Genomic DNA, 22,687 nt, shown 5'->3' on the forward strand with positions numbered 1-22,687 from the left:
CCAAACGATAGAGTTTATTTTCACATCCTTGATAGAGTTATGGATCTACTTACCTGCTACTTTTTCATCCTCATATTTAAGATAAGGTTTAAAAATCTCACTAAACTGAACTTCTTCATTTGCTTTCTCGGAATCTAAATGGTTGATAACAGAGCTAACATGATCAAGGAAGACACGTACTGCTTCTTCTTCATCCCTTTCTCGGATAGCTTGCAGAATGCTTCTGTGTTCACTTGGACAAAGTGGACTTTCCTGGTCGGCATTATCATGATAGACCAAGTAAATATTCGTCATATTGATCAGTTCTCGGCTATAGTTTACCATGAGCTCATTACCAGACAACATGACCAGCCCCAGATGAAACTCTGTTGTCATCTGAATCGCCTTATGATAATCCCCTTGTTTATAAAATTGATCTTCCTGATTGGTTAACTCTTCCAGATCGCTTAATTGCTTTTCCGTTGCTGAACGACAAGCCATTTTAACTGCTTCTACCTCGATAATGCTCCTTAAATGAAACACTTCTTCGATTTCTTTTTGCGAAGGAAGATTAATGAACGCTCCTTTATTGGGGATGATTTGAATAATTTTTTCATATTGTAATCTCTTTAAGACGGAGCGAATAGGAGTTCGACTCACTGAAAATGCCTCAGCTAGCTGCTCTTCGCTCAATTGCATTTTGACAGGAATTTTTCTATTAAAGATGGCCGATTTAATCTCTTCATAAACATACTCTTCTAATGATTCTCTTCTGTTTAATTTCATTTTCAACACTCCACTTAATTAGATAGAAGGAAATGCACTTGCTAAAGAAGTACAATTATTTAGGTTGTATCAAAATTTTTATTGTATTCATTTATTGTATTCATCTGTTGTTTATATACTACCATGAGAATATCTTACATTCAATACTTTTTTTATTTTCTGTCTTCTTAGCGGTTTCATTAGAGATTGAGAATTTAAATAATCTAATATAACGACCGTTAAATCAATAAATTATTTTAAATTGTATATTTGTATTGTATACATATCTAAGGTATTATTAGAATACAACCAAATTTTAATAATTGGGCTTCTCTTGTTAAGTTTTCTTACAAAGTTTTTTTAATAAAGCACAAAGGTGTATTTGTACATTAGGTCTTATACTAACTTGATTTCACTTCAGGATTCTACTTCCAAGTATAGACATAACATCCTCTATTCCTTTCCTCAAGTATCTCCCGGTACGCATCTTAAAACTCAAAAAAACCTTGCACTAGGCAAGGGTAATCGCTGTGACTTGTAGAGTGGGGGACTGGTTTCCCAGTCCTCCCTTATCAAACCGTACGAGTGGTTTTCCCGCATACGGCTTTCCGATACTCTTCACCTTGTGAATTATAGCTACCACCATGTACCCTCATTCGCGCTGACTCGCTTCAGCCCCATACGTGCAAATTCTTCTGATACCTCTTAGGGTGCAGGTGATTACGCTTTTACTTCTTGTTCCAGTACAATGCCAGTCTACCGACAATATACCAATCTATCTTCGCTAGAAATTTATTGGAGATTCCAGGATCCACACTGCCGTAGTAGTTCTTCCATCCTTGTATGATGGGATTGAGCTACTGTTACTTCCTTCATCTTGGTCCGCATCTTCTTCATTGCCTTTTTAGATAGATAGCTGCGTAAATCATACAATTTCCCCCAATTTAAATAGTTTCGATATACGGCGGTGATGAAATCCGAGAAAGTCAAAGCCTTCTTTATCTAGTCATAGATTGGCTAACTTGGACTTGTTCGTATTCATCGTCAATTCCAGTTTCTCATAGACTGCCTTGAGCACTTGGATGGCTTCAATAGCGTGGGTTTTCCTTTCTCATAAAATGAGGAGGTAAGTAGCCCGAGGGAATCGCACCCTCAGGCCCTCTCAGAACCGGACGTGAACCTCTCAGCTCATCCGGCTCCCATTATCCAGCCGCAGGCAGTATTCCTAACTGCAATGTGCAAAAAGTCCATGGAGGTTCTTGGCCAGTTGTCCATGCCACTTTATTGCCCGTGTCTTGTGCCTCTCCAGTTTCACGTATTTCCTTCTAACCCACTGGACAAGGGCTTTATTCATATAACGAAAGACCGAGTATAGTTGGGACTTGTAAAAGTGTCCATAATAATTCAGCCATCCTCTTATGGACGCATTGAACATCCGTGAAAGATCATGGATGGTGATGTCTGGTTTCAGATCCATACGCCAACCTCTAATCGTCTGTCTCATCGCCTTGCATGCCTTGCTGCTTACTGCAGGCGTTCCTGTTAGTGCAAATAACTGAATCTTCTTTCATTTAGAAAACCTCCTAATGGCAAATAGAGTCTTTAATAATTTTGGCCAATTATGTTACTTGTAAAAACAATATGCTCTATCTCAACCATCCTGCCCATTACATGAGCAAAAAGAAAACAGGAACCGAGTGGCATTGTGAAGCTCTCGATCCCCGTTTAGCGTAATGATTGTCTCTATTTCCTTCCTATACTTCAGTGCAAAGTGAATAAGCCTCAGAGAATAGTAAGAAAATCAACATTGTGACTGAGGAAGTCGATTCTTAACGTTTAACTTGAGCGTCAGGAGCCTTGTCCGCTACAAGATTCAAGACGATGTTATGCTCAAGAAGCGCCTTTAGCCCGCTGAGTACAATCGTGTATCCTCCCATTTCGTCAATGGCTCGATTTACGATATCATCTCCACTTCCTGTAAACCCTGAACTCGTAATCGTAACGAAGGTATCGTTATCTGATCGGGAAGTAAAAATCCACTCAACCTGAGTGTTGTCCGACCACTGGATTCGAATCCGTTTGTTTTGCTCAATTTCTTTTACATGAACGTCATCCCCAACGCCGTACATCTCCCAATCCCACCGGACATGCCTTCCTGCTTCTAATCTTCCACTACTTTTAGTGAACCAAAATTTTGTTGTAATTGACGGATCGATAAAAGCCTCAAACACCTCGTCGACTGGTTTTCTAATAAGCATTTCTGTTGTAACAACTGGTATATGATTCAGGGTAGTCATCTTGATTACTCCTTTCGCTATCTTAAGTTCCTTTTAGTATAATATTATCTTATATTGGATGTCCAAACTACCAAAGAAGCATCACAGCCCAATCTCAGCAAAAATCAGGGGATGGATGCCGCGATCCCGTTCCCCTGCTATCGAATCCCTTAGCTTAAGAAAAGGTATAGCTTTTATAAAAATATTCTTATATATTTTCCGCTAATTCTTTAATAACTTTTTTAGCTTTAGATGCAAATTCAACTGAGGCATCATAGTACATTTGACCATTTTTGATAAGAGAGAAATCACCAATTTCAACTTTTAATAATGTACTACCGTTGCGGTCTTCTAACTGAAACAGATATGCTACATCACCTTCATTCGGTTTTACTTCCCAACTTGATACATATAAGGAAATTTTTAATTCCTTCATTTCTTCAGCTTTTATGATTGTTGTAACAGTCTGTCCACCGTTAGGATTTTCCCAAACTACTTTACTTCCCTTAGTCATATCTTCACTAGGATAATTTTCTGGAAGTTCATCCCATTGCGCTACATATTTTGGTTTAATGAGAACCTCCCATATTCTTGAAGGAGTTGCTTCAATGAGTACCTCATCTTTTACAATCAGTTTGTTGGTCATTATATCTACCTCCTAATTAAATATGTACTAAATTTATAATAGCAAATATCCTCTTTTTGAGCTAAACTCCCAATAGCGGAATAACAAACAAGGACCGCCGAAGCAGCCCTCTGGAAGTAACGAATCCCGTTACATAAATAAAGATTATTTAGCTTTTCCTTTAATACGAAATAACTTCTTCACATTCAATTCATTTGAAGATCTATACTGTGAGATATTGTTCATTCTGTTCTCAAATATCTTAAATGCCAAGGTAAAAAAATCCCAAATATAAATAAATAAACAGGAATAGACCACCAAGTGTGCCACCATTTCAGTCGCATAAAACCTGCTTGGACTGCACCCCATTCGTAAAAGAAAGATACAATAGAAAAAATAATGGCATATATCCATTTTTTATCTGGTTTGAAATAATTTAGAAAAATAATAGCCATTATTGGCGAGATAATTACCATAACAAATATATCTGCAACACCGTATCCACCTTTTTTCCCAAGGTCAAATGCATCAAACCATACCCCGACAATCGTATGAGAGACAAACGCTAACGTAGAGACTACTCCAAATGTTAAGTATATTTCTCTCCACCTTAATTTTTTAGGCATAAATAGCATATAACCAAGAGTTAAAACAGCACCGGCAAATATATACCAAAATCCTTTAACATCTAAATTCAAATTGTCCCATTGCATTGTAACCCTCCCTTTCCCTCCTTACATCACAACCATTATTTTCAGATTGTTATGTATTTCTTTCATTATGTATATTGAGGATAATTTAACCATTTTTATTCATTTGAACATTGTTCTGCATAACTGCCCTTTAACGAAGCAAAAAGCAGGGGATGGATACCGTGATCGGTTCCCCCGCTATCGAATCCGGTTAATTCAATAACATCCGTATAGCCCAAACCTTCGATACTATTACCGAAGTCACGAATCCTTACCAAACTTCTCTTTTTCGGTTTTATCTCGCCCTTTTTTTCTTAGATAAGAAGTTTAGAAAAAATATGATGTGATTGGGTTTACGTGTGATTTCTTCGGTGTCAATTTGCTTTTCTGCACGGATTAATCTCAAGTGCCAAGGAAGAAAAATAAAATACATAAAGCTATAAAAGGGTATCGAGTACCAAGTGCGCCATCCCTTTTGTGTAAGAAAACCAACTTTGACTAAAAGGTACTCTATAATCAGAGAACAAAATGTAAATATCAATCCAATAATCCATCTTTTCTTATCGGTGTAGTAATTCAAGTACAATACAGCTATACAAGAGGGGGCAATTGAAAACATGATGAGATCTGGAAAGCTCCCTATCGCGGGTTTACCAGCATCCAGTAAATCTAACTGAAAAAAAAGAACAATATTTGCCATCCATGCGAGAAATCCGACTACCCCAAATGTTACATACCATTCCTTCCATGAAATTCGCTTTTTTAAAAAAATAGCAAGAGGTAGCAAAATAGCCCCTGCAAGATAAACAAGCCACGCTCCTTGTTCGTTAAATCCTAACCGTTTAATCACTTCGCTCCAATAATGTTGATTCATGTAGAATAAGCACCCTTTGTTACTCTTCCATACTTTTCACGAATTAAGGTTTCCATGATTTCTTTTGTTGACCGCCCAGTAATGTATTTAATCTCATGAGCCATTTTTTTCACTTCGGGGTCAGCATCAATAACCATTCGAGAATGAACTTTCAAATCGAACAATCCTCCGAGTGTATAATGTTTGTTATGTTTGTTATGTTCTAATTATGGAAATTTAATTCAGATCAAATCTCGCTTCGATTGGGTTGTTATTGTGCTATCCTCCCGTTACCGCAGCAAAAAAGCAGGGGAGGGAAGCCGATCCTGTTCCCCTGCTATCGAATCCCGTTACTCCAATAAAAATTCAAATCAAATTTTAACCCAACTATTTCTTTTACTAATAAAATCTGCAATTAAATAAATAACGATATATATCGGAAATGAATAAATATGTTTCCAAGTTATGGGGTGGTACAAGCCAATCCATATAAATAAAGGTTCTGCAATAAAAGATAATATGACTGATAATATGACTCCTTTTATTATGGGATTAACGTTAGGTTTAATTTGGATGAAAAACATATACATGACTGGAAGTAAAGTGAAATCCCAGGGAAAATAATTTGGTATCAATGAGGTAACATCATACATGTAATACCAAAAGCCAAAAGCGATTCCAAGAAAATCTAACCATGAGGAAATAAGAATAACTAAAAATCCAGCACTCAGCAACCTAATGGTACTATCCTTTTTTCTAAATTTAACCCAAAAAAGCCATGGAATAATGGTTAGTACTACACTTAGCCACCACTGCCATGTGAATAGAATACTCTCTTTCCAAATATAAAACATTTTACTATTAGCTTCAGTGATAATATTATAAGTATTCTCAATCTGTTCTTGGAGAGAGCTATTATTTTCCAAAATATACACTTCCTTTTTAATTGTGTTCTTTCCACAAATGATACTATTCCATTAAAGTTTAATAAGAGGCGTATGACATTCACTCTAACATCCTTATAATGGATTAATTTACCCAACTTATTATTGGATTACTGCCTGTTAGTTAAGTAACTACTAGTTAATGCATGGTAAAAAAACAAAAAAGAGCCTGTAAAATCTGGCCCTTTTGACTAAAATATTCAACTCGTTATGTATGGTGGAGCATAGCGGGATCGAACCGCTGACCTCTACATGTAACAGACCATTACAGCTAAACCCTTGATACTACTGGATTTGTATGGCGGCCCCGAGAGGACTCGAACCTCCGACTCACAGTTTAGGAAACTGCAGCTCTATCCTGCTGAGCTACGGGGCCAACAAATAACTTACATAATTTAGGTTATCATATATGACCGCTGTATTCAAGTTCAATAATAGTAAAGGAATAGGGAACTTCACCCTATTCCTTCCTTCTTTATTTAGTCACCAATATCCGCTCTGTCCATCCAGATCACATGCGATACATGGCCATAATCAACCTCTTTATTATCCACGTTACAAATGCAGTGATCCCAGCCGCATTGCTTCTTGATCTGTTCCACTACGGATTTATCGATGTTCCGCAGAATTACGGTCTGTTGATTTTCCTTATAAAGTACAGCTGTTCCAGTCATTTTTACATACCTCCAGTTTAATATTAAGAGATCTAATCCATAACTTCGCTTTTGTTCTTAAGATCTAGGCTTGAAAGGACAGCTTTATAGTTATTTTCAATATGATTAAGTACCGCTTTTTTGGTTGCTTCTATATCCCGTGTCTTCAACGCCTCAATAATCTCTAAGTGTTCTTGAAGCGCTCTATCTTTTCTATTCGGGGTGTTTAAGCCACTTAACCCAAACCAACGGATCTTATCACTAATGTTCTGTAAGGTTCTTACTAGTTCACGATTTCCACTGAGTTCAGCGAGATAAATGTGGAATTGTCTATCCGTGGATAAAAAATCTCGAGCATCTAATTGTTCACATTGCCTGCCGTAAAGCTGTTCGATTCTTTCAATATCGGTATCTGTTATGACAGGAACTAAAAGTTCTATAACTAAGACTTCTAAAGCCCGACGAAGCTGTACGACTTCCTCTACATCCTGCTTGGAAATCTCGCAAACAAAGGTTCCTTTGCGAGGAATCGAAGTCACCCACCCATTCAACTCGAGCAATGGAATCGATTCTCGAATCGGTGTCCGGCTGATGCCAAGGCTCTCACTTAAATTTCGTTCGTATAAGGCTTCGCCTGGCAAAAAGGTATGGGTGATGATGGCATTTTTAATGGCTTCATAGGCTTGCTTTTTTAAGGAAACAGGAACTTCGACTTTGTCCAAGCTCATCGCATCTCTCCTTATACTAGTATGTATTGGCATGTGGCACCTGGCATGCCAGTTAAACCTTAAACATTCTCAAAAAGATTATAAGATAATTACCAATAATTTTCAATCTATTTTTACATTCTTTTTTAAGCTCTTTCGAATCATGTACAAAAGGCCTACCACTCCAAGAGCAGCAAGCCATTTTCTCTATCCCCTTAACGCAGCTCCTTTCGAAAATCAGAGGGCGTCTGACCCACCATTCTTTTGAAGGAATGACTGAAGTAAGAGGTATCATTATAACCAAGACGTTCAGCAATTTCGGAGATTCGCAGCGAAGTCGTAGAAAGCAACTTTTGAGCTTCTTCCATTCGAAGATTGAGGACAAAGTCGATAAAGTTCGTTTTGGTTTGCTGCTTAAATAAATGACTTAGATAGCTAGGATTTAGATGAACAGCGGCAGCGGTATCTTGGAGTGTGACTTCACCCGGCATGTTTCTTTTAATATAGGCAATAACTTGATCTATGGTTGACAATTCATTGGGATGGGGGAGCCCGTTCTTTTCACGTGACGCTTCTTCTGTTGTTATTCTCTTCTCCAGATCCCCCTTGATCTTACCGAGTGTTTGGGTCATATCCTCAATCATGACGGGCTTTAATAAATAGTCTCGCACCCCCAAGCGCAGCGCCTGTTGGGCATACTGGAATTCATCATGACCGCTAACAATAATAATCTCGGATTGAATCGATCCTTCTTGAATCGATTGAACAAGCTGCAAGCCATCCATGATCGGCATTCTTACATCTGTGATGATGACGTCAACAGCATGCCCTTTAAGCCAATCGAGGGCCTCTAATCCATGTGAAGCTTCGTGAATCACTTGAAAAGGAAGCTCGGAGCGCTCTATGACTTTTTTTAATGAAGTCCTAACCCATCTTTCATCATCAACGATCAATATGCTATACATCCTAACACCCCCTTCCTTGATTCCCTCATGAATGTTCTATGGGAAGTCTTATAGAAACCTGAGTTCCCTTGTTTTTCTCACTATCAATCCATAGACCGTAGCCCGCACCAAATAAATAATCGATTCTCCGATGAACATTCACCACTCCAATTTGCGATCCCCCCATCGTGATATCTCGATGCTGCAGATCATGATGGATAGAATATAAGAGATCGGATTCCATTCCTGGTCCATTATCTTCAATCTTGATAACAAAGGCCTTATCAGATTCCTCATAGGCGCTTATCCGAATGAAGGTCTTTCCAAAGCTGGGATCTACACCATGATGAATGCAATTTTCAATGATAGGCTGAAGCGAAAACTTAGGGATCTTTTGAGTCCATACCCAATCCGGCATGTTAATTTCAAATTCCAGTCGTTCTTCAAACCGGTATTTTTGGATTTGCAAATAAAGCCTGCAGACCTCCAATTCATCTTTTACAAGAAGAGTGGGAGAGGATTCTTTTAGATTGTAGCGCAATAAGCGCGACAGGGATGAACTGATCTCTGCAATGTCGTCCATGTCCTTTTCTAAGGCCATCCCGCGCATCGTTTCTAGCGCATTATATAAGAAATGCGGGTTAATCTGGGATTGAAGGACCCTCAGCTCCATCTCTTTCTGACGCAAGCTGGTCTCTGTTTCTTTCAATTTGGAATAATAGATTTCATCGAGTAGCTGCGTGAGACGATCCACCATTTTATTAAAGCCTTGAGAAAGCTCACCGATTTCATCCTTCGATTCGACGATGACCTTATCGGTGAAATCTCCCTTTTCGACCTTTTTAATAAACTGCTGAAGCCGTTTGATGGGGCGAATGATACTCGAAGCAAAGGTAATGCCAAGTAAGTAGGCTACACTGAGCGTTACGACCGTCACCCATAAAATATAGTTCCGGATCGTATGGCTCCCTTGAGTAACCTCCTTATAGGGAACTAGGGTTAGCATCGTCCACCCTAGACTATCGGAGCGGCTAAAGGTTAAGAGTTCTTTTTGATTTTCTTCGACAATCAGCGAGCCGCTGCGCTGAGACCAGATGGTAGGAAAGGAGTGAAAAGGCGACCTTGCCCCCAAGTAATAAAAGTTGGGATGATAAACATAATGCCCTTTGGAATCTAGGATCGTCATGTAACCCGTTCGTCCGACCGTCACCATATCAGCAATTTCTCTTATCTTCTTAAAATTGACATCGGTTACAATCATGCCGACAGGCTTGAGCGTTCTTGGGCTCACTAAACGTCTAGCAATAGAAATCACGGGTTCCGATCGATCTTGAAACTTGATATGACGGGTAATTAGCATGGATTGTCCGTTCTGCGGGACGTCTTTATACCAATATTCTCCCGTTAATTCGGCTGCTGAGCTATAGGACTTCAGTCCAAAGGTATCTATAATCTGCAGATCATCTAATATGACCGTAATGCCTGAGATATCCCGCCTGGAATAAGCTGCATCATATAGAATTTCTTTAATTTCCGCTCGAATGCCGCTTTGTTCAATTTCCTCCACGTTCTTCATGATCATCAGCCGCTGCATAGCGGGATGATTGACAATCTTCAAAGCGGAAATTTCAAAATCTAAAACATAATACTCTAAATGCGTCTTCACTTGCTCGATAATCTGCCAGCTCGAACGCTTCGCATCGTCTTCTAGTACCTTAGCAGACTGCTCATACGATACGTACGCAACGAAAAGCATGGGAACCACAACAAGGAGCCCTGAATAGACGAGCATTCTTAGTGTGAGGGAAGAATCCCGTAAAAGAAGAAATCGCAATAGGAGATGGGCTCCTTTTAACCATCTTTGCAAAGTTTACACCCACTTATCATATGCTGAAGAAGAGGCTCTCTAGGAGCCTCCTCTCATCATATCATATTGGAAGCTTGAAGGGGCTTAAGCCCTTTCTTCCTCTATTTTCTTGCTTTATCAATAGCATCTAGAATATGTCCATAATCAGGGCGATATTTATCAATAACCGGCTTTACCGCTTCCTGCCATGGCTTTAAATCTTCAACCTTAGTAACCACGGAACCCGCTGCTACGACCTTTTCCTCCGATTCCTTCTCATACTTGTTCCATTCTTCAATTTGGTATGGAACGGCTTCCATGGCGGCATCCTTTATAATCTGCTGATCCTCAGGAGACAGCTTATTCCATGTAGCTGAGCTAATCAATAAGACTTCAGGAACACGCTGATGCTGGTCCACTAAGTAGTGTTTGGCTACTTCATAGTGTCGGGAGGAAAAATAACTCGGATAGTTATTTTCAGCGCCATCGATTACACCGGTTTGAAGGGCACTGAATACTTCTCCATAAGCCATTGGAGTGGCACTGACACCTAAGGCATTCATGATATCGACATTAACCTCGTTCTGAATAACACGGATCTTTTTACCTTTTAGGTCTTCTAAGCTGGTAACAGGATCCTTCGTATAGAAGCTTCTGGAGCCTGGGTCAAAGTAGGAAAGCCCCTTCATTTTGGAGGATTCTAAGCTCTCCAACAGCTTCTGGCCATCCGCTCCGTTGAGGAAGCTCCACATATGGTCTTGGCTGTCAAAAATATAAGGAAGACTAAATACGCCATAATCTTTATTAAAGCCAGCTAGTGCTCCGGAGCTCACCCGTACAAATTCGATGGCTCCTAATTGAACTTGTTCAATCGCCGCTTTTTCCTCACCTAACTGCGCGGAGGGAAAAACATCAATTTTAATCCTTCCACCAGACTTCTCACTCACTAATTCAGCAAACTTCTTATCCCCTAATGTTGTAGGATAATCCGCCGGATGGGTTTCAGCTAAACGGAAGGAATACGTCGGCTTATTGGCATCCGCTGAGCCTGCATTATTCGCTGGTGCCTGATTGGTCTCTTGATTACCTCCACAGGCAACCAATGCTCCCGCAAGGAAGAAAGTAGAAAGAACTTTTAAATAACTTTTCATAGACTAGACTCCCCTTTTCTTTTTTATGTTCTGTGAACAGTATAGATGAAACCGCTTTTATTTTTAATGAGATAATTTTTGATTTATTTGTGTTTTATTTATATTTCTAAAATTATCCGCCCATTAAGCCCGGTAACCATAAAGAGATCGCTGGAACATAGGTGATTAAAAACAGCACCGCCACCTTTGCAAAGAAGAACGGCATCATCGCTCGGCTGGCTTTCCCTATTGGAACCTTCCCTATTGCACACCCTACAAACAGAACGGTACCCACAGGAGGGGTCAGCAACCCGATTCCCAGGTTTAAGATCATAACAATTCCAAAGTGAACAGGATCCATTCCTAATGAAGTAACCACGGGATAGAGAATCGGCGTCATAATTAGGATTAAAGGGGCCATATCCATTGGCGCACCCAACAATAGCAGTAAAATATTGATCATGAACAAAATGGCATAGGGGCTATCTGTAATACTTAAGAAAAGATCGGTTACCATGGCAGGAATCTTAAGGTAAGCCAATACCCATCCGAAAGCATCGGAAGCGGCAATCAAGAATAACACCATCGCAATAGTCCGGAAGGTTTTCTTTAAGATCACAAAGGTATGAGAAAGCGGTACATCTTTATAGACGAAGAACGTGAGAATATACGCATACAAGCAAGCAATGGCTCCTGCTTCCGTTGCGGTGAACCATCCGCTAAAGATTCCCCCTAGAATGATCACGCCTGTCATCATGGACAGGAGCCCTTCCTTCACCATTCGAGGAACTTCCTTCAATGGAATGGGATCTCCCTTGGGGTAGTTTTTCTTTTTCGAGATAAGATAGGCCACCGTCATCAGAGAGACAAGAAGAATGATGCATGGAATTACGCCTGCCATAAACAGGGCGGAGATGGAGACTCCTCCTGCTGCCAATGAATAAAGGATCATGTTATGACTTGGAGGCATGACGACTCCTTGAATCGCTGCAGCAGAGGTGAGGCCTACTGAAAACTCCGGATCATATCCTCGTTTTTTCATGGCGGGAATTAACACCGAGCCTACCGATGAAGCATCAGCAGCAGCTGAACCTGAGATACTGCCAAAGAACATACAAGCTACACAGGTGACTAGGGACAAACCGCCTCGAACCGCCCCAACAAAGAGTTGAGCGAGATTGATTAATCGGGTAGCCAGACCGCCTTCACTCATGATTTGTCCTGCTAAAATAAAGAAAGGAATAGCCAACAGACTGTAGGAATCCAAACCTTTGATCATTCGTTGACCTACTACAACCCATGGGATGTCTAAATAAATAACCGTTAATAAGGTCGATCCCGCTATCGTCAGGGCGATAGGAAACCGAAGCAGCATCATCAGGACAAAGCTTACAACTAGAATCGTGGTTGCAATCGCGGTAACTGTCATCTCGGAAGTTCCTCCTCTAACTCTTGGCCATGGCGTCTCGTATCAATTCCTAAAAGAGAAAGAATACTGTAGACACAGATCATGAGGCCTGTAATCGGCATTACGATATAATAAAGAGCATTTGTCCAGCCGGTTGCAGGCAGTCGGTTAGGATATTGGTCTATCGAAAAGCTCCATCCATTGATCACCAAGAATAGGCCGAACCCCAGAATACAAAGGGCAATCACCTTGTCCCAAATTCGATTAAATCGATGCCCAAACAAATTAGTAAAAGAGTCCATGGCTATATGCAATTTCTCCCTAAACCCTACGGCAATTCCCATAAAGGAGCACCATACCATCAATAGCAAAGTGACTTCTTCAGACCAAACAAAAACGAAGTTTAACGCTTTTCGTGTAAATACTTGAATGATAACAATCAATGTCATCGAGGATAATGCCAATAAGGCAAAATTCTCAAAAAACGAATCAACTCGCAATGCCCATTTTTTTATCGTTTTCAATGTACCTCCCCCTTCTCCTAAGCTGTTGTTATAGTTATATTGTAAGTGGTTTCAAGAGGGAAGGTAACGCTATCGTTTTTAGATTAATTTGTAGTTTTTTTAGGTTGTTTGCCTGTCATTTAAGCTTCTAATTAACATATCGATGACTTGCATATTTCGGTAAGATTCTTCTAAATCCAGCAAGGGTTGCCCCTGGTTCAGAATGGCATCAGTAAAATCGGCGATCTCTAAGGCGTAACGGTTAGAAGGCTCCACCGGTATAAAACGGCTACCAGAATCGGTTACCACTTTAATGACTCCTTCATTCCCCAGGAAAGTATCCGTCACTTCGATGCGGCCCTTCGTTCCTACAATCTCTGAATTCATCTGATTAAAGGCATTGAATCCACTGTGAATCGTAGCCAGTAAGCCGCTCGGATATTTCAACACCGCGGAGAACATCATATCCACACCATGATCCATGACCGCTTCAGCAACGCAAGATTCCGGGAGTTCCTTGGTGATCATACCGATAAAATTCACCGGATAGCAACCGACATCATACAAAGAGCCTCCGCCTAGCTCTGGCTTTTCCTTAATGGTATTCGTGCGATTCAGGAAAAATCGAAAAACCGAGTTAATAAACTTGATCTCCCCGATCTCTCCCGTTTCCAAAATTTCTTGCACTTTTTTAATCTGATCGGTATAACGATACATGAAAGCTTCCATGAGAAGAACCTTCTCCTCCTGAGCAACTTGCATCATCTCCAGGCATTCCTCTGCAGAAAGAGCAATCGGCTTTTCACAGAGGACATGCTTTCCCTTCCTCATCGCTTTGATTGCCCATTCCTTATGCATCGAGTTCGGTAAGGGAATGTAGACGGCATGCACCTGCGGATCATCTAGTAGCTGTTCATACTGATCATATATCTTAGCAAAGGGAAAGCTGTCCTGGCATTCCCTTCGCTTCTCTTCGTTGCTAGAAACTAAAGCGTACAAGTGGGAGTTTTCCGTTTCCAGAATAGCGGGGATCACGGACAATTTGGCAATTCTGGCATAGCCGAGTATTCCCCAGTTTATTTTACCTTCCATCTTCTAGGCCCCCCATTGTTTATTAGTACGTAAACTCTTCTCTTTGTGGGGTAAATACATCTAAGATGATCGATTGCTCTTCAAGCGCCGTAACCCCGTGTGTCTGATTGGAAGGAACATAAATGCTGTCTCCCTTTTTTACAATCTGCACTTGACCCTCGAGATGAAATTCGAAGCTTCCTTGAACGATGTAGCTGATTTGTTCATGAGGATGAGCATGAAGAGCCCCTACCGCCCCTTTCTCAAACGTAACCTCCGTCATCATAAGCGTTCCGCCTCGGCTCATCAGCTTTCTCTTTACTCCACTCTCTGCTTCTACAGGCTGTACCAAGTTTCCGTCAACAAACATCGTAATGTACTCCTCACTTTTGTTATTTTAAGAACATTATATTAAATATAGGACAATGAAAACGTTTGAATTTTTTATGTAAAACCTAAAGAAATTAATAATATAGCCCGCTGAAACTCGAATCAGGTCACCAAAGCCACGGATTGATGCCCTGTAAGCCCGCTGAAACCCGAATCAGGTCACCAAAGGGGTTTATATGAAATTCCCTGACATTAACGCTGGTACTTGATCACTACCCGAGAGAAAATAAGGTGAGTTAGCCCATCTTAATTGTAACCATTACGGGTTCGAGAGAAATTCATTGAGTTTTGTGACCAAACCTTCGAGATTAGCTGGAATGCTTCCAGGTACGTGAGCAAACGGTACCTACTCGTGAGCATCCGTCACTTTTCCGTGAGCAAATCAAAAATTTTGCGAGCATCCGCCCACGAGCGAGAGTGTTCGGAGCCAAAAAAGGATACAGACGAAAAATAAAAGGCGAATTACTTAAAAAATCAGCTTGAAATGAAAGGTTATAAACCGAAGTTTAGATTGCACTTCTAAAAAGTAGACCCAAATCACTTCATTTCTTGAAAAAATAGTGGACCATACCGCGGACAAAGGGGTTCATTGGAGACGGTGGCCAGACAGATAACAAAAAGAACCTTAAATAGTTAGCAAACTCCGCCTGTTTGCTTCCTACCTAAGGTTTCTTAACTACTCCACCTTCACATTCACCTTCGGAATCGCATGATAACCATATCCTTTGCGATTCCAGAACGGCTGTTGAGGTTGGATTCGGCCCTCCGTATCTCTTGCCCGAGACCAAATGACATACTCTCCTGCATCATGAACCTCCCATGTGTAAGACCAGAGGGTCCAGGTGTAGGATTGAGCAGAACTAAATACGGGCTTGGCACGATTCCAGCTCTTTCCCCCATCGACGCTGACATCCACTTCTACGACCCTTCCTTTCCCGCTCCAAGCGATACCTGTGATTTCATGGACTCCTTGGTTTAATACTTCGTAAGGAAGTGGTTTTTGAATAATGGAGTTTACATTCATGGTGGTCACAGGCTGTTTTCCTTCATCACCTTCAGGATCCGGATAATACTGATAATCAATGGATTGAAACGGTCCACGGTAGGCATGATCGATAATCATAATCCGTTTTAACCACTTCACGGAAGCCATCGCATACCACTGCGGAACGATTAAGCGATAGGGATAGCCATGCTTATAGGGGATCGGCTTTCCGTTGAATTCATAAGCGATGATTGTATCAGGATGCAATGCTTTATCTAAAGGAAGACTTCTTCCATAATAAAATACACCTTCCATATCAGTACGTGTTCCATAATCAGAGCCTTCGAAGACCACTTCTTTGGCTGAAGAAAGTAATCCTGTGATAGATAATAAATAAGCCAATGGAACACCCTTCCACGTCCCTTGACTAATCGCTCCTTGCTCCCATTGTTCACCGTACACTTTGGGCTCAAAATACGATCTTTTGTTGCCTGCACACTCTAACAGGACGGTTAAGGTTTTGGACGGCATGGCTTGGATTTCTTTATAAGTAAAAACCTTCGGCTGTGGGATATGACCAAAAATGGGAAGATCAAAGGAATGTTGTGAAAGCTGAGGATAAGGAAAATGGTTGCGTAGATAAAAAAGTGAGTCTTCGGTTTGCCATTCTTGTAAGAGCTCAATCGGCGATTCTTGATTTTCCGGGAGCAAACTGCGCGTTGTTAAATAAGGTTTCACCGTTGCCAACCCCCTTTTTCTAGATCATCTCTAAATTATATGGAAGGTCTAGTGGGGTTGATGATAATTTAGTTGGAAAACCCCATCCATTCTTTCATTTTCGGGGGTTGGAATCATTTTGAGATGGTTCAGTAGCAAAAAGGGTGCCCCACATTGGACACCCCGTTTTACTTAACGAATCACTTCTTTACCGCCCATATACGGACGTAGAACCTCTGGAATCAACACGCTTCCGTCTTCTTGCTGATAATTTTCAAGCAACGCGGCCACCGTTCTTCCAACAGCAAGCCCCGATCCATTCAAGGTATGGACAAATTCCGGCTTTCCTTTTGCTTCTCGGCGGAATCGAATGTTCGCGCGGCGAGCTTGGAAGTCTTCACAGTTACTGCAAGAGGAGATTTCACGATAGGTATTATAGCTCGGCAGCCATACCTCAATATCATAAGTTTTAGCGGAAGAGAAGCCCATATCTCCTGTACACAGGCTTAGAACGCGATAAGGCAGGCCTAACAGCTGCAAGACCTTTTCTGCATTCGCGGTCATCTTTTCCAATTCTTCATACGACTCTTCAGGTCTAGCAAATTTAATGAGCTCCACTTTATTAAATTGATGCTGACGAATTAGACCGCGCGTATCGCGTCCAGCCGATCCCGCTTCAGAACGGAAGCAAGCGCTATAGGCTGTGTAATAGACTGGAAGCTGGTCATTTCCTAGAATTTCATCTCGGTGATAATTGGTCACTGGAACTTCCGCTGTCGGGATCAAGAAATACTCGGTTCCTTCTACTTTGAAGGCATCTTCTTCAAATTTAGGAAGTTGTCCTGTCCCAAACATGCTGGCCCGATTGACCATTTGCGGAGGCATGACCTCAACATAGCCATGTTGGTCGACGTGTAGATCCAGCATAAACTGGATCAGGGCTCTTTCCAATCGAGCGCCCAGCCCCTTATAAAAGACGAAACGACTACCGGTAACCTTAGCCGCGGCTTCAAAATCCAAGATCCCTAGATTCCCTGCAATCTCCCAATGAGCTTTCGGTTCATAAGCAAAGGACTTCGGCTCCCCCCACTGACGAACGGGAACATTATCCTCTTCAGAGGCTCCTACAGGTACGCTCTCGTGAGGAATATTGGGTATGGTCAAAAGAATCTGATCGAGTTCTTCTTCCACTTGGCGAATTTGCTCATCAAACTCCTTAATTTGATCACCTACCCCCTTCATTTCAGCAATAAGGTCATCGGCATTTTCTTTATTGCGCTTTTTAAGGGCAATTTGCTCTGATACGGTGTTTCTTTTATTCTTTAAAGCTTCACTCTCCACCAGCAAGGCTCTTCTCTTTTCATCCAGCTCCGTAAATTGGTTTAAACCAGGCAGTTCTCCGCCTCTTTTGCCTAATGCTTGCTTAACTCCTTCTAGGTCATTACGAAGGCGTTTGACATCTAACATTGTTTATCCCTCCTCAAAAATTAAATACAAAAAATCTCGTCCCTGTACTTAGGGACGAGATTAACCCGCGTTGCCACCCTAGTTGACTACCATCCAAAAAGAAAGGCAGCCCACTCTTTTCCAATTGATCGCTCAGGGGTGGATTCATCATTCGACTGGTTCGGTTTACACCATCCACCGACTCTCTAAGCCAAGTCTGTTCGATTACTATTCCCGTCATTGCTGACTATAATGTTCTTGTACGTATAATGTACTATATTTTTACATTTCATGCAAATCAACTAGACGGTAGCTGTTTGTGTTTGGTAAGCCTCAATCAGCTCTAAGAAATAACGGTGCATACGCTCATCATCCGTCAATTCTGGATGAAAAGACGCCACCATCAAATGTCCTTGTCTTGCTGCCACGACCTGATCCTTATGGATGGACAGAACGTCCACGTCTGTTCCGACTTCAAGAATCAAGGGAGCTCGAATGAATACCGCACGAAAGTCTTCCGCAACCTCTTTGACTTGCAGGTCCACTTCGAAGCTTTCACGTTGACGGCCAAAGGCATTACGTTGAACCGTAATATCCATGTAGCCCAAGTGGTTCCAATCCTGACCTTCAATTTTCCCAGCAAGGATGATCATCCCCGCGCAGGTTCCGAACATTGGTTTCTTTTGTTCGTGAAATTCCTTCAGAGCGATATCAAAACCATATTGCTTAATTAACTTCCCGATGGCGGTACTTTCTCCTCCAGGAATAACTAAGCCATCAATATCGTCTAGTTGGGAAACCTTCTTGATGGCTACAGCTTCAGCACCGGCCTTTTCTAATAGACGCATGTGTTCCGCTACAGCTCCTTGAAGAGCTAATACGCCAACCTTCCTCATATTACCATCCACGCTCCGCCATACGCTCGTTCTTTAACAACGTAGAGATCTCGATCCCCTTCATTGCCGTTCCAAGGTTCTTGGATAGCTCAGCAATAAGTGCATAGTCTTCATAATGGGTGGTAGCTTCAACGATCGCCTTCGCAAAACGCTCAGGATTGTCGGACTTGAAGATCCCGGATCCCACGAAGACTCCATCAGATCCTAAGTGCATCATTAAAGCAGCATCAGCTGGGGTAGCTACTCCACCTGCTGCAAAGTTTACAACCGGAAGCTTGCCATTCTTATGGATGTACTCTAACCATTCATAAGGAGCGCCTAAATTTTTCGCTTCAGTCATAAGCTCATCGTAAGACATGCTTTGAACCTTGCGAATTTGGCTTTGCATGGTGCGTTGATGACGTACCGCCTCAACAATATTTCCTGTTCCAGGTTCGCCTTTTGTACGGATCATGGAAGCTCCTTCACCAATACGGCGAAGCGCTTCGCCCAAGTCACGAGCACCACAAACAAAAGGAACGGTAAATTCTTTCTTATTTAAGTGGAATACTTCATCCGCTGGGGTTAAAACTTCACTTTCGTCGATGTAGTCTACACCCATAGCTTCCAATACTTTCGCTTCTACAATGTGACCGATACGAGCCTTGGCCATGACTGGAATAGATACAGCCTTCATTACTTCTTCTACAATGGTTGGATCAGCCATACGAGCTACGCCACCGGCTGCACGAATGTCAGCTGGAACTCGCTCAAGTGCCATAACCGCTACCGCACCAGCGGCTTCTGCGATTTTTGCTTGTTCTGCATTAATGACGTCCATGATGACGCCGCCCTTTTGCATTTCGGCCATACCGCGTTTAACTAAAGATGTACCTGTTTCTATCATGTTAATCCCCCTACATATGTGTCCGTTAGGAATAGTTTAAAATTATTCTCTTATTTTACATAATGGTACCATAAATGACAACATAACCTATTAAAGGTTTTAGAACATCCCTGTAATACTGTCGAAGATCCCGCCAATAAAGTTCTTAATCGCTCGGAAGAACAAGCGAATCCATCCGGCCTCTTCAATCTCCTCTTGAGCTACGAGATTGACGGTGGCTTGTTCTTGATCAACAGGACGAAGAAATTCATAAGGATCTTCTCCCGTGTATTCCACGGTGATTTTTCCTATAGATTGCCCTTTTTCGATCGGCGCTATTACTTCTTCTGTAACAACCACTGGCTTATACTTATCTTCTTCGCCTATGCGTACAGGGACAGCCATATCCACTTCAGATACCGCTGAAGCTAATAGTTCCTTCCCTTTTTTTACATCTACGGTTTCGAAGCCTTCAATTGCTTGGCCTTTGGTTGCAACTGTCTGCATCTTAAAATTATTAAAGCCATGGGTCATGAGCTTTCTTGTCTCAGCAAATCGCTTCGCTTCCGTCTGCGCCCCCATGACAACCGTAATGATTCTCATGCCATTGCGTTCAGCTGTACCTGTAAAACAATATTTAGCTGCATCCGTATGACCTGTTTTTAATCCATCGACTCCCTCAAACCCATACACTAAGCTCGGAAGCATAAAGTTCCAGTTATCCATCCGAACCTTCTGGGGGGAATCTTCACCTCTAAAGAATTTTCTTGGGATGGAAGAGATCTCTAAGGCTTCCGGATACTTGGTGATAATTTCCCGAGCAAGAATCGCAGAATCCTTTGCTGTCATGAGGTTATCGCCTTCTGCATTCGGGAGGAACTGCTTCAGTCCTGATGCAGGGTAACCCGTGCTAGTTACGTAATAGGAATTCACCATACCCAGATCCGCGGCCTTTTGATTCATCAGCTTTGCGAAGTTTTCTTCTGTCCCTGAAATGTGCTCCGCTAGCATCACCGTTGCATCGTTCGCGGAATAAATAGCCATCGCTTCATACAATTCTTTAACCGTTCGAACTTCTCCAAGTCCAAGGTAGACACGAGACCCGCCGTAGCGGCCCATCCAGTGTCCGTATTCTGAGGTTTTCACCGGATCTTCCCATGTAATCTTCCCACTCTTGACCGCCTCAAGAACCAAGAGCTCTGTCATCATTTTCGTCATACTTGCAGGCGGTAGAGCTTCGTCCTCATTCATTTTGTAGAGCACACGTCCGGTTTTGGCTTCCACCATAATGGCGGATTTCACCTCTAGATTAATATCCGCTGGAGCTGCCTGTGCTGGATTGCCCATAGGAAAAACAAATAAGAACATCAAGGCCAAAGTCAATAATGCTGCTAAAGGTTTCTTGTTGTTATATTTCAACCTTATCTCCCCTCCTTATGTAATAAGCCATCTATCATTGTACCACAGGAGAAGTCAAGAAATTAAGCAAAAAATAAAGCTGAGGGAATACCTCAGCCTTATCTCTTATTTCGAGTAGTTAGGCGCTTCTTTGGTAATTTGCACATCGTGGGGATGACTCTCGATCAAGCCGGCTCCCGTAATGCGGATAAATTGACCTTTTTGGTGAAGCTCTTCTAAATTTTTCGTTCCGCAATAGCCCATTCCCGCACGTAGTCCACCTACGAGCTGGAAGATGATATCAGCAACAGGACCTTTGTAAGCCACGCGTCCTTCAATACCCTCTGGTACGAGCTTCTTCTCATTTTCTTGGAAATAGCGGTCCTTACTGCCTTCCTTCATTGCTCCTAAAGACCCCATACCACGGTATACCTTAAATCTTCTTCCTTGATAAATCTCCGATTCTCCTGGGCTCTCTTCACAGCCGGCAAATAAGCTTCCAAGCATGACGGCACTTGCTCCTGCCCCAATCGCCTTGGTGATATCTCCCGAATATTTAATTCCACCGTCTGCAATGATCGGAACCCCGTACTGTCTGGCTACGCTAGCACAATCGTAAATAGCGGTAATTTGCGGTACACCGATACCAGCTACTACTCGAGTCGTACAAATCGAACCTGGTCCGATTCCGACCTTAATGACGGAAGCCCCAGCTTCGATCAAATCACGGGTAGCTTCACCTGTTGCGACATTCCCAGCTACTATTGTTAAATCAGCATACTTGTTGCGAAGTTCTCGGACGGTATTTAATACGCCCTGCGAATGTCCGTGTGCTGTATCGACGACTAAGCAATCGGCTCCAGCCGCAATAAGCGCTTCGGCACGCTCAAATAAATCCTTCGATACTCCCACCGCTGCTCCGACGAGCAATCTTCCTAGCTTATCCTTGGCTGCATTCGGGAACTGAATCGCCTTTTCAATATCTTTGATCGTGATAAGACCCTTTAACACATTGTTCTCATCGACAAGAGGAAGCTTTTCAATTTTATGCTTTTGCAGGATGCTCTCCGCTTCCTTTAGGGTGGTCCCCACAGAAGCTGTTACGAGATTTTCCCGGGTCATCACATCGGAAATCGGCATGGAGTAATCATGGACAAAGCGCATATCCCGATTCGTAATAATGCCCACCAAATGATTTCCTTCGTCCACAATGGGAACCCCAGAGATCCGATACTTCGCCATAATTTCTTCCGCACGGTAAACGGGCTCGTCCGGTCTTAAAGAGAACGGATTGGAGATGACCCCACTCTCCGAACGCTTCACACGATCCACTTCTTCGGCTTGCTGAGCAATTGTCATGTTCTTGTGAATAATGCCTAAGCCGCCTTGTCTGGCAATGGCTACAGCCATTGCGGATTCCGTTACAGTGTCCATTCCGGCACTAATGATCGGCACGTTCAGCTTCACGGACTCGCTGAGCTGTGTTCCCACTACTACATCACGGGGTAGGATTTCTGATTTGGCAGGTACCAATAAGACGTCATCAAACGTTAGCCCTTCTTTAGCAAACTTGTTTTCCCACACTTTTTTTCCC

27 protein-coding genes and 1 tRNA gene are annotated in these 22,687 nt (G+C 42.1%); all 28 read right to left on the bottom strand.

Annotated features, from left to right (window positions below; genetic code table 11):
- Window positions 1-45 precede the first annotated feature (45 nt).
- A complete protein-coding gene (locus EIZ58_RS18090) occupies window positions 46-765 on the bottom strand; it encodes a GntR family transcriptional regulator (RefSeq protein WP_134702280.1) in 720 nt (239 codons plus the stop codon).
- Between the two features lie 490 nt (window positions 766-1,255).
- Window positions 1,256-1,390 (bottom strand): hypothetical protein, encoded by a 135-nt coding sequence (locus EIZ58_RS34885; RefSeq protein WP_255438319.1) that lies wholly within the window; start codon window positions 1,388-1,390, stop codon window positions 1,256-1,258.
- An 82-nt stretch (window positions 1,391-1,472) separates the two neighbouring features.
- Window positions 1,473-1,592 carry a hypothetical protein gene (locus EIZ58_RS35175; protein ID WP_134702863.1) on the bottom strand — a complete coding sequence of 40 codons (120 nt, stop codon included), beginning with the start codon at window positions 1,590-1,592 and terminating at the stop codon, window positions 1,473-1,475.
- Between the two features lie 377 nt (window positions 1,593-1,969).
- Window positions 1,970-2,248 (bottom strand): group II intron maturase-specific domain-containing protein, encoded by a 279-nt coding sequence (locus tag EIZ58_RS35180; protein ID WP_370297720.1) that lies wholly within the window; start codon window positions 2,246-2,248, stop codon window positions 1,970-1,972.
- A 325-nt stretch (window positions 2,249-2,573) separates the two neighbouring features.
- On the bottom strand, window positions 2,574-3,041 hold the full coding sequence (locus tag EIZ58_RS18105; protein WP_134702281.1) for an SRPBCC family protein: 468 nt from the start codon (window positions 3,039-3,041) through the stop codon (window positions 2,574-2,576).
- Window positions 3,042-3,228: 187 nt separating this feature from the next.
- Window positions 3,229-3,666: an SRPBCC family protein gene (locus EIZ58_RS18110; RefSeq protein WP_134702282.1), complete on the bottom strand. Its 438-nt coding sequence runs from the start codon at window positions 3,664-3,666 to the stop codon at window positions 3,229-3,231.
- Window positions 3,667-3,887: 221 nt separating this feature from the next.
- The gene (locus tag EIZ58_RS18115; RefSeq protein WP_134702283.1) at window positions 3,888-4,358 is read right to left on the bottom strand and encodes a hypothetical protein; all 471 of its coding nucleotides are present in this window, start codon (window positions 4,356-4,358) and stop codon (window positions 3,888-3,890) included.
- Between the two features lie 95 nt (window positions 4,359-4,453).
- On the bottom strand, window positions 4,454-4,615 hold the full coding sequence (locus EIZ58_RS33515; protein WP_167577783.1) for a hypothetical protein: 162 nt from the start codon (window positions 4,613-4,615) through the stop codon (window positions 4,454-4,456).
- Between the two features lie 17 nt (window positions 4,616-4,632).
- Complete coding sequence (locus EIZ58_RS18120) at window positions 4,633-5,211, bottom strand: hypothetical protein (protein ID WP_134702284.1); 579 nt, start codon at window positions 5,209-5,211, stop codon at window positions 4,633-4,635.
- Window positions 5,208-5,366 carry a hypothetical protein gene (locus EIZ58_RS33520; RefSeq protein WP_167577784.1) on the bottom strand — a complete coding sequence of 53 codons (159 nt, stop codon included), beginning with the start codon at window positions 5,364-5,366 and terminating at the stop codon, window positions 5,208-5,210. The genes EIZ58_RS18120 and EIZ58_RS33520 overlap by 4 nt, the downstream gene beginning before the upstream one ends.
- 195 nt (window positions 5,367-5,561) lie before the next feature.
- Window positions 5,562-6,116 (bottom strand): CBO0543 family protein, encoded by a 555-nt coding sequence (locus EIZ58_RS18125; RefSeq protein WP_134702285.1) that lies wholly within the window; start codon window positions 6,114-6,116, stop codon window positions 5,562-5,564.
- A gap of 317 nt (window positions 6,117-6,433) precedes the next feature.
- Window positions 6,434-6,510 (bottom strand) — tRNA-Arg (locus EIZ58_RS18130).
- A gap of 103 nt (window positions 6,511-6,613) precedes the next feature.
- A complete protein-coding gene (locus EIZ58_RS18135; RefSeq protein WP_134702286.1) occupies window positions 6,614-6,808 on the bottom strand; it encodes a hypothetical protein in 195 nt (64 codons plus the stop codon).
- Window positions 6,809-6,840: 32 nt separating this feature from the next.
- Window positions 6,841-7,515, bottom strand: coding sequence for a GntR family transcriptional regulator (locus tag EIZ58_RS18140; RefSeq protein ID WP_134702287.1), 675 nt, complete (start codon window positions 7,513-7,515; stop codon window positions 6,841-6,843).
- A gap of 194 nt (window positions 7,516-7,709) precedes the next feature.
- Window positions 7,710-8,459 (bottom strand): response regulator transcription factor, encoded by a 750-nt coding sequence (locus tag EIZ58_RS18145; RefSeq protein WP_134702288.1) that lies wholly within the window; start codon window positions 8,457-8,459, stop codon window positions 7,710-7,712.
- 25 nt (window positions 8,460-8,484) lie between these two features.
- Window positions 8,485-10,305: a sensor histidine kinase gene (locus EIZ58_RS18150; RefSeq protein WP_134702289.1), complete on the bottom strand. Its 1,821-nt coding sequence runs from the start codon at window positions 10,303-10,305 to the stop codon at window positions 8,485-8,487.
- A gap of 101 nt (window positions 10,306-10,406) precedes the next feature.
- Complete coding sequence (locus EIZ58_RS18155; RefSeq protein ID WP_134702290.1) at window positions 10,407-11,435, bottom strand: TRAP transporter substrate-binding protein; 1,029 nt, start codon at window positions 11,433-11,435, stop codon at window positions 10,407-10,409.
- 112 nt (window positions 11,436-11,547) lie between these two features.
- Complete coding sequence (locus EIZ58_RS18160) at window positions 11,548-12,843, bottom strand: TRAP transporter large permease (protein ID WP_134702291.1); 1,296 nt, start codon at window positions 12,841-12,843, stop codon at window positions 11,548-11,550.
- Complete coding sequence (locus EIZ58_RS18165) at window positions 12,840-13,346, bottom strand: TRAP transporter small permease (RefSeq protein ID WP_134702292.1); 507 nt, start codon at window positions 13,344-13,346, stop codon at window positions 12,840-12,842. Before EIZ58_RS18165 ends, EIZ58_RS18160 begins: the two co-directional genes overlap by 4 nt.
- A gap of 99 nt (window positions 13,347-13,445) precedes the next feature.
- Window positions 13,446-14,417 (bottom strand): Gfo/Idh/MocA family protein, encoded by a 972-nt coding sequence (locus EIZ58_RS18170; RefSeq protein WP_134702293.1) that lies wholly within the window; start codon window positions 14,415-14,417, stop codon window positions 13,446-13,448.
- 22 nt (window positions 14,418-14,439) lie between these two features.
- A complete protein-coding gene (locus EIZ58_RS18175) occupies window positions 14,440-14,766 on the bottom strand; it encodes a cupin domain-containing protein (protein ID WP_134702294.1) in 327 nt (108 codons plus the stop codon).
- 696 nt (window positions 14,767-15,462) lie between these two features.
- Window positions 15,463-16,509: a sulfite oxidase gene (locus tag EIZ58_RS18180; RefSeq protein ID WP_240689170.1), complete on the bottom strand. Its 1,047-nt coding sequence runs from the start codon at window positions 16,507-16,509 to the stop codon at window positions 15,463-15,465.
- Between the two features lie 171 nt (window positions 16,510-16,680).
- Complete coding sequence (serS, locus tag EIZ58_RS18185) at window positions 16,681-17,955, bottom strand: serine--tRNA ligase (protein WP_134702296.1); 1,275 nt, start codon at window positions 17,953-17,955, stop codon at window positions 16,681-16,683.
- A gap of 13 nt (window positions 17,956-17,968) precedes the next feature.
- A complete protein-coding gene (locus EIZ58_RS33525) occupies window positions 17,969-18,175 on the bottom strand; it encodes a hypothetical protein (protein WP_167577785.1) in 207 nt (68 codons plus the stop codon).
- Window positions 18,176-18,236: 61 nt separating this feature from the next.
- The gene (gene pdxT, locus EIZ58_RS18190; RefSeq protein WP_134702297.1) at window positions 18,237-18,830 is read right to left on the bottom strand and encodes a pyridoxal 5'-phosphate synthase glutaminase subunit PdxT; all 594 of its coding nucleotides are present in this window, start codon (window positions 18,828-18,830) and stop codon (window positions 18,237-18,239) included.
- A 1-nt stretch (window position 18,831) separates the two neighbouring features.
- Complete coding sequence (gene pdxS / locus EIZ58_RS18195; protein ID WP_134702298.1) at window positions 18,832-19,716, bottom strand: pyridoxal 5'-phosphate synthase lyase subunit PdxS; 885 nt, start codon at window positions 19,714-19,716, stop codon at window positions 18,832-18,834.
- A gap of 99 nt (window positions 19,717-19,815) precedes the next feature.
- Complete coding sequence (locus tag EIZ58_RS18200) at window positions 19,816-21,114, bottom strand: D-alanyl-D-alanine carboxypeptidase family protein (protein WP_240689172.1); 1,299 nt, start codon at window positions 21,112-21,114, stop codon at window positions 19,816-19,818.
- A 105-nt stretch (window positions 21,115-21,219) separates the two neighbouring features.
- Window positions 21,220-22,677 carry an IMP dehydrogenase gene (gene guaB, locus EIZ58_RS18205; protein WP_134702299.1) on the bottom strand — a complete coding sequence of 486 codons (1,458 nt, stop codon included), beginning with the start codon at window positions 22,675-22,677 and terminating at the stop codon, window positions 21,220-21,222.
- Window positions 22,678-22,687 lie beyond the last annotated feature (10 nt).

This window comes from Ammoniphilus sp. YIM 78166, from assembly GCF_004522215.1.
Classification (GTDB): Bacteria; Bacillota; Bacilli; order Aneurinibacillales; family RAOX-1; genus YIM-78166.

Excerpts from the sequence above, each read along its gene's own strand:
- EIZ58_RS18090 (WP_134702280.1), bottom strand. The coding sequence starts at position 765 with ATGAAATTAAACAGAAGAGAATCATTAGAAGAGTATGTTTATGAAGAG.
- EIZ58_RS34885 (WP_255438319.1), bottom strand. The coding sequence starts at position 1,390 with ATGGTGGTAGCTATAATTCACAAGGTGAAGAGTATCGGAAAGCCGTAT.
- EIZ58_RS35180 (WP_370297720.1), bottom strand. The coding sequence starts at position 2,248 with ATGAGACAGACGATTAGAGGTTGGCGTATGGATCTGAAACCAGACATC.
- EIZ58_RS18105 (WP_134702281.1), bottom strand. The coding sequence starts at position 3,041 with ATGACTACCCTGAATCATATACCAGTTGTTACAACAGAAATGCTTATT.
- EIZ58_RS18110 (WP_134702282.1), bottom strand. The coding sequence starts at position 3,666 with ATGACCAACAAACTGATTGTAAAAGATGAGGTACTCATTGAAGCAACT.
- EIZ58_RS18115 (WP_134702283.1), bottom strand. The coding sequence starts at position 4,358 with ATGCAATGGGACAATTTGAATTTAGATGTTAAAGGATTTTGGTATATA.
- EIZ58_RS18120 (WP_134702284.1), bottom strand. The coding sequence starts at position 5,211 with ATGAATCAACATTATTGGAGCGAAGTGATTAAACGGTTAGGATTTAAC.
- EIZ58_RS18135 (WP_134702286.1), bottom strand. The coding sequence starts at position 6,808 with ATGACTGGAACAGCTGTACTTTATAAGGAAAATCAACAGACCGTAATT.
- EIZ58_RS18140 (WP_134702287.1), bottom strand. The coding sequence starts at position 7,515 with ATGAGCTTGGACAAAGTCGAAGTTCCTGTTTCCTTAAAAAAGCAAGCC.
- EIZ58_RS18145 (WP_134702288.1), bottom strand. The coding sequence starts at position 8,459 with ATGTATAGCATATTGATCGTTGATGATGAAAGATGGGTTAGGACTTCA.
- EIZ58_RS18155 (WP_134702290.1), bottom strand. The coding sequence starts at position 11,435 with ATGAAAAGTTATTTAAAAGTTCTTTCTACTTTCTTCCTTGCGGGAGCA.
- EIZ58_RS18160 (WP_134702291.1), bottom strand. The coding sequence starts at position 12,843 with ATGACAGTTACCGCGATTGCAACCACGATTCTAGTTGTAAGCTTTGTC.
- EIZ58_RS18170 (WP_134702293.1), bottom strand. The coding sequence starts at position 14,417 with ATGGAAGGTAAAATAAACTGGGGAATACTCGGCTATGCCAGAATTGCC.
- EIZ58_RS18175 (WP_134702294.1), bottom strand. The coding sequence starts at position 14,766 with ATGTTTGTTGACGGAAACTTGGTACAGCCTGTAGAAGCAGAGAGTGGA.
- serS (WP_134702296.1), bottom strand. The coding sequence starts at position 17,955 with ATGTTAGATGTCAAACGCCTTCGTAATGACCTAGAAGGAGTTAAGCAA.
- EIZ58_RS33525 (WP_167577785.1), bottom strand. The coding sequence starts at position 18,175 with ATGACGGGAATAGTAATCGAACAGACTTGGCTTAGAGAGTCGGTGGAT.
- pdxT (WP_134702297.1), bottom strand. The coding sequence starts at position 18,830 with ATGAGGAAGGTTGGCGTATTAGCTCTTCAAGGAGCTGTAGCGGAACAC.
- pdxS (WP_134702298.1), bottom strand. The coding sequence starts at position 19,716 with ATGATAGAAACAGGTACATCTTTAGTTAAACGCGGTATGGCCGAAATG.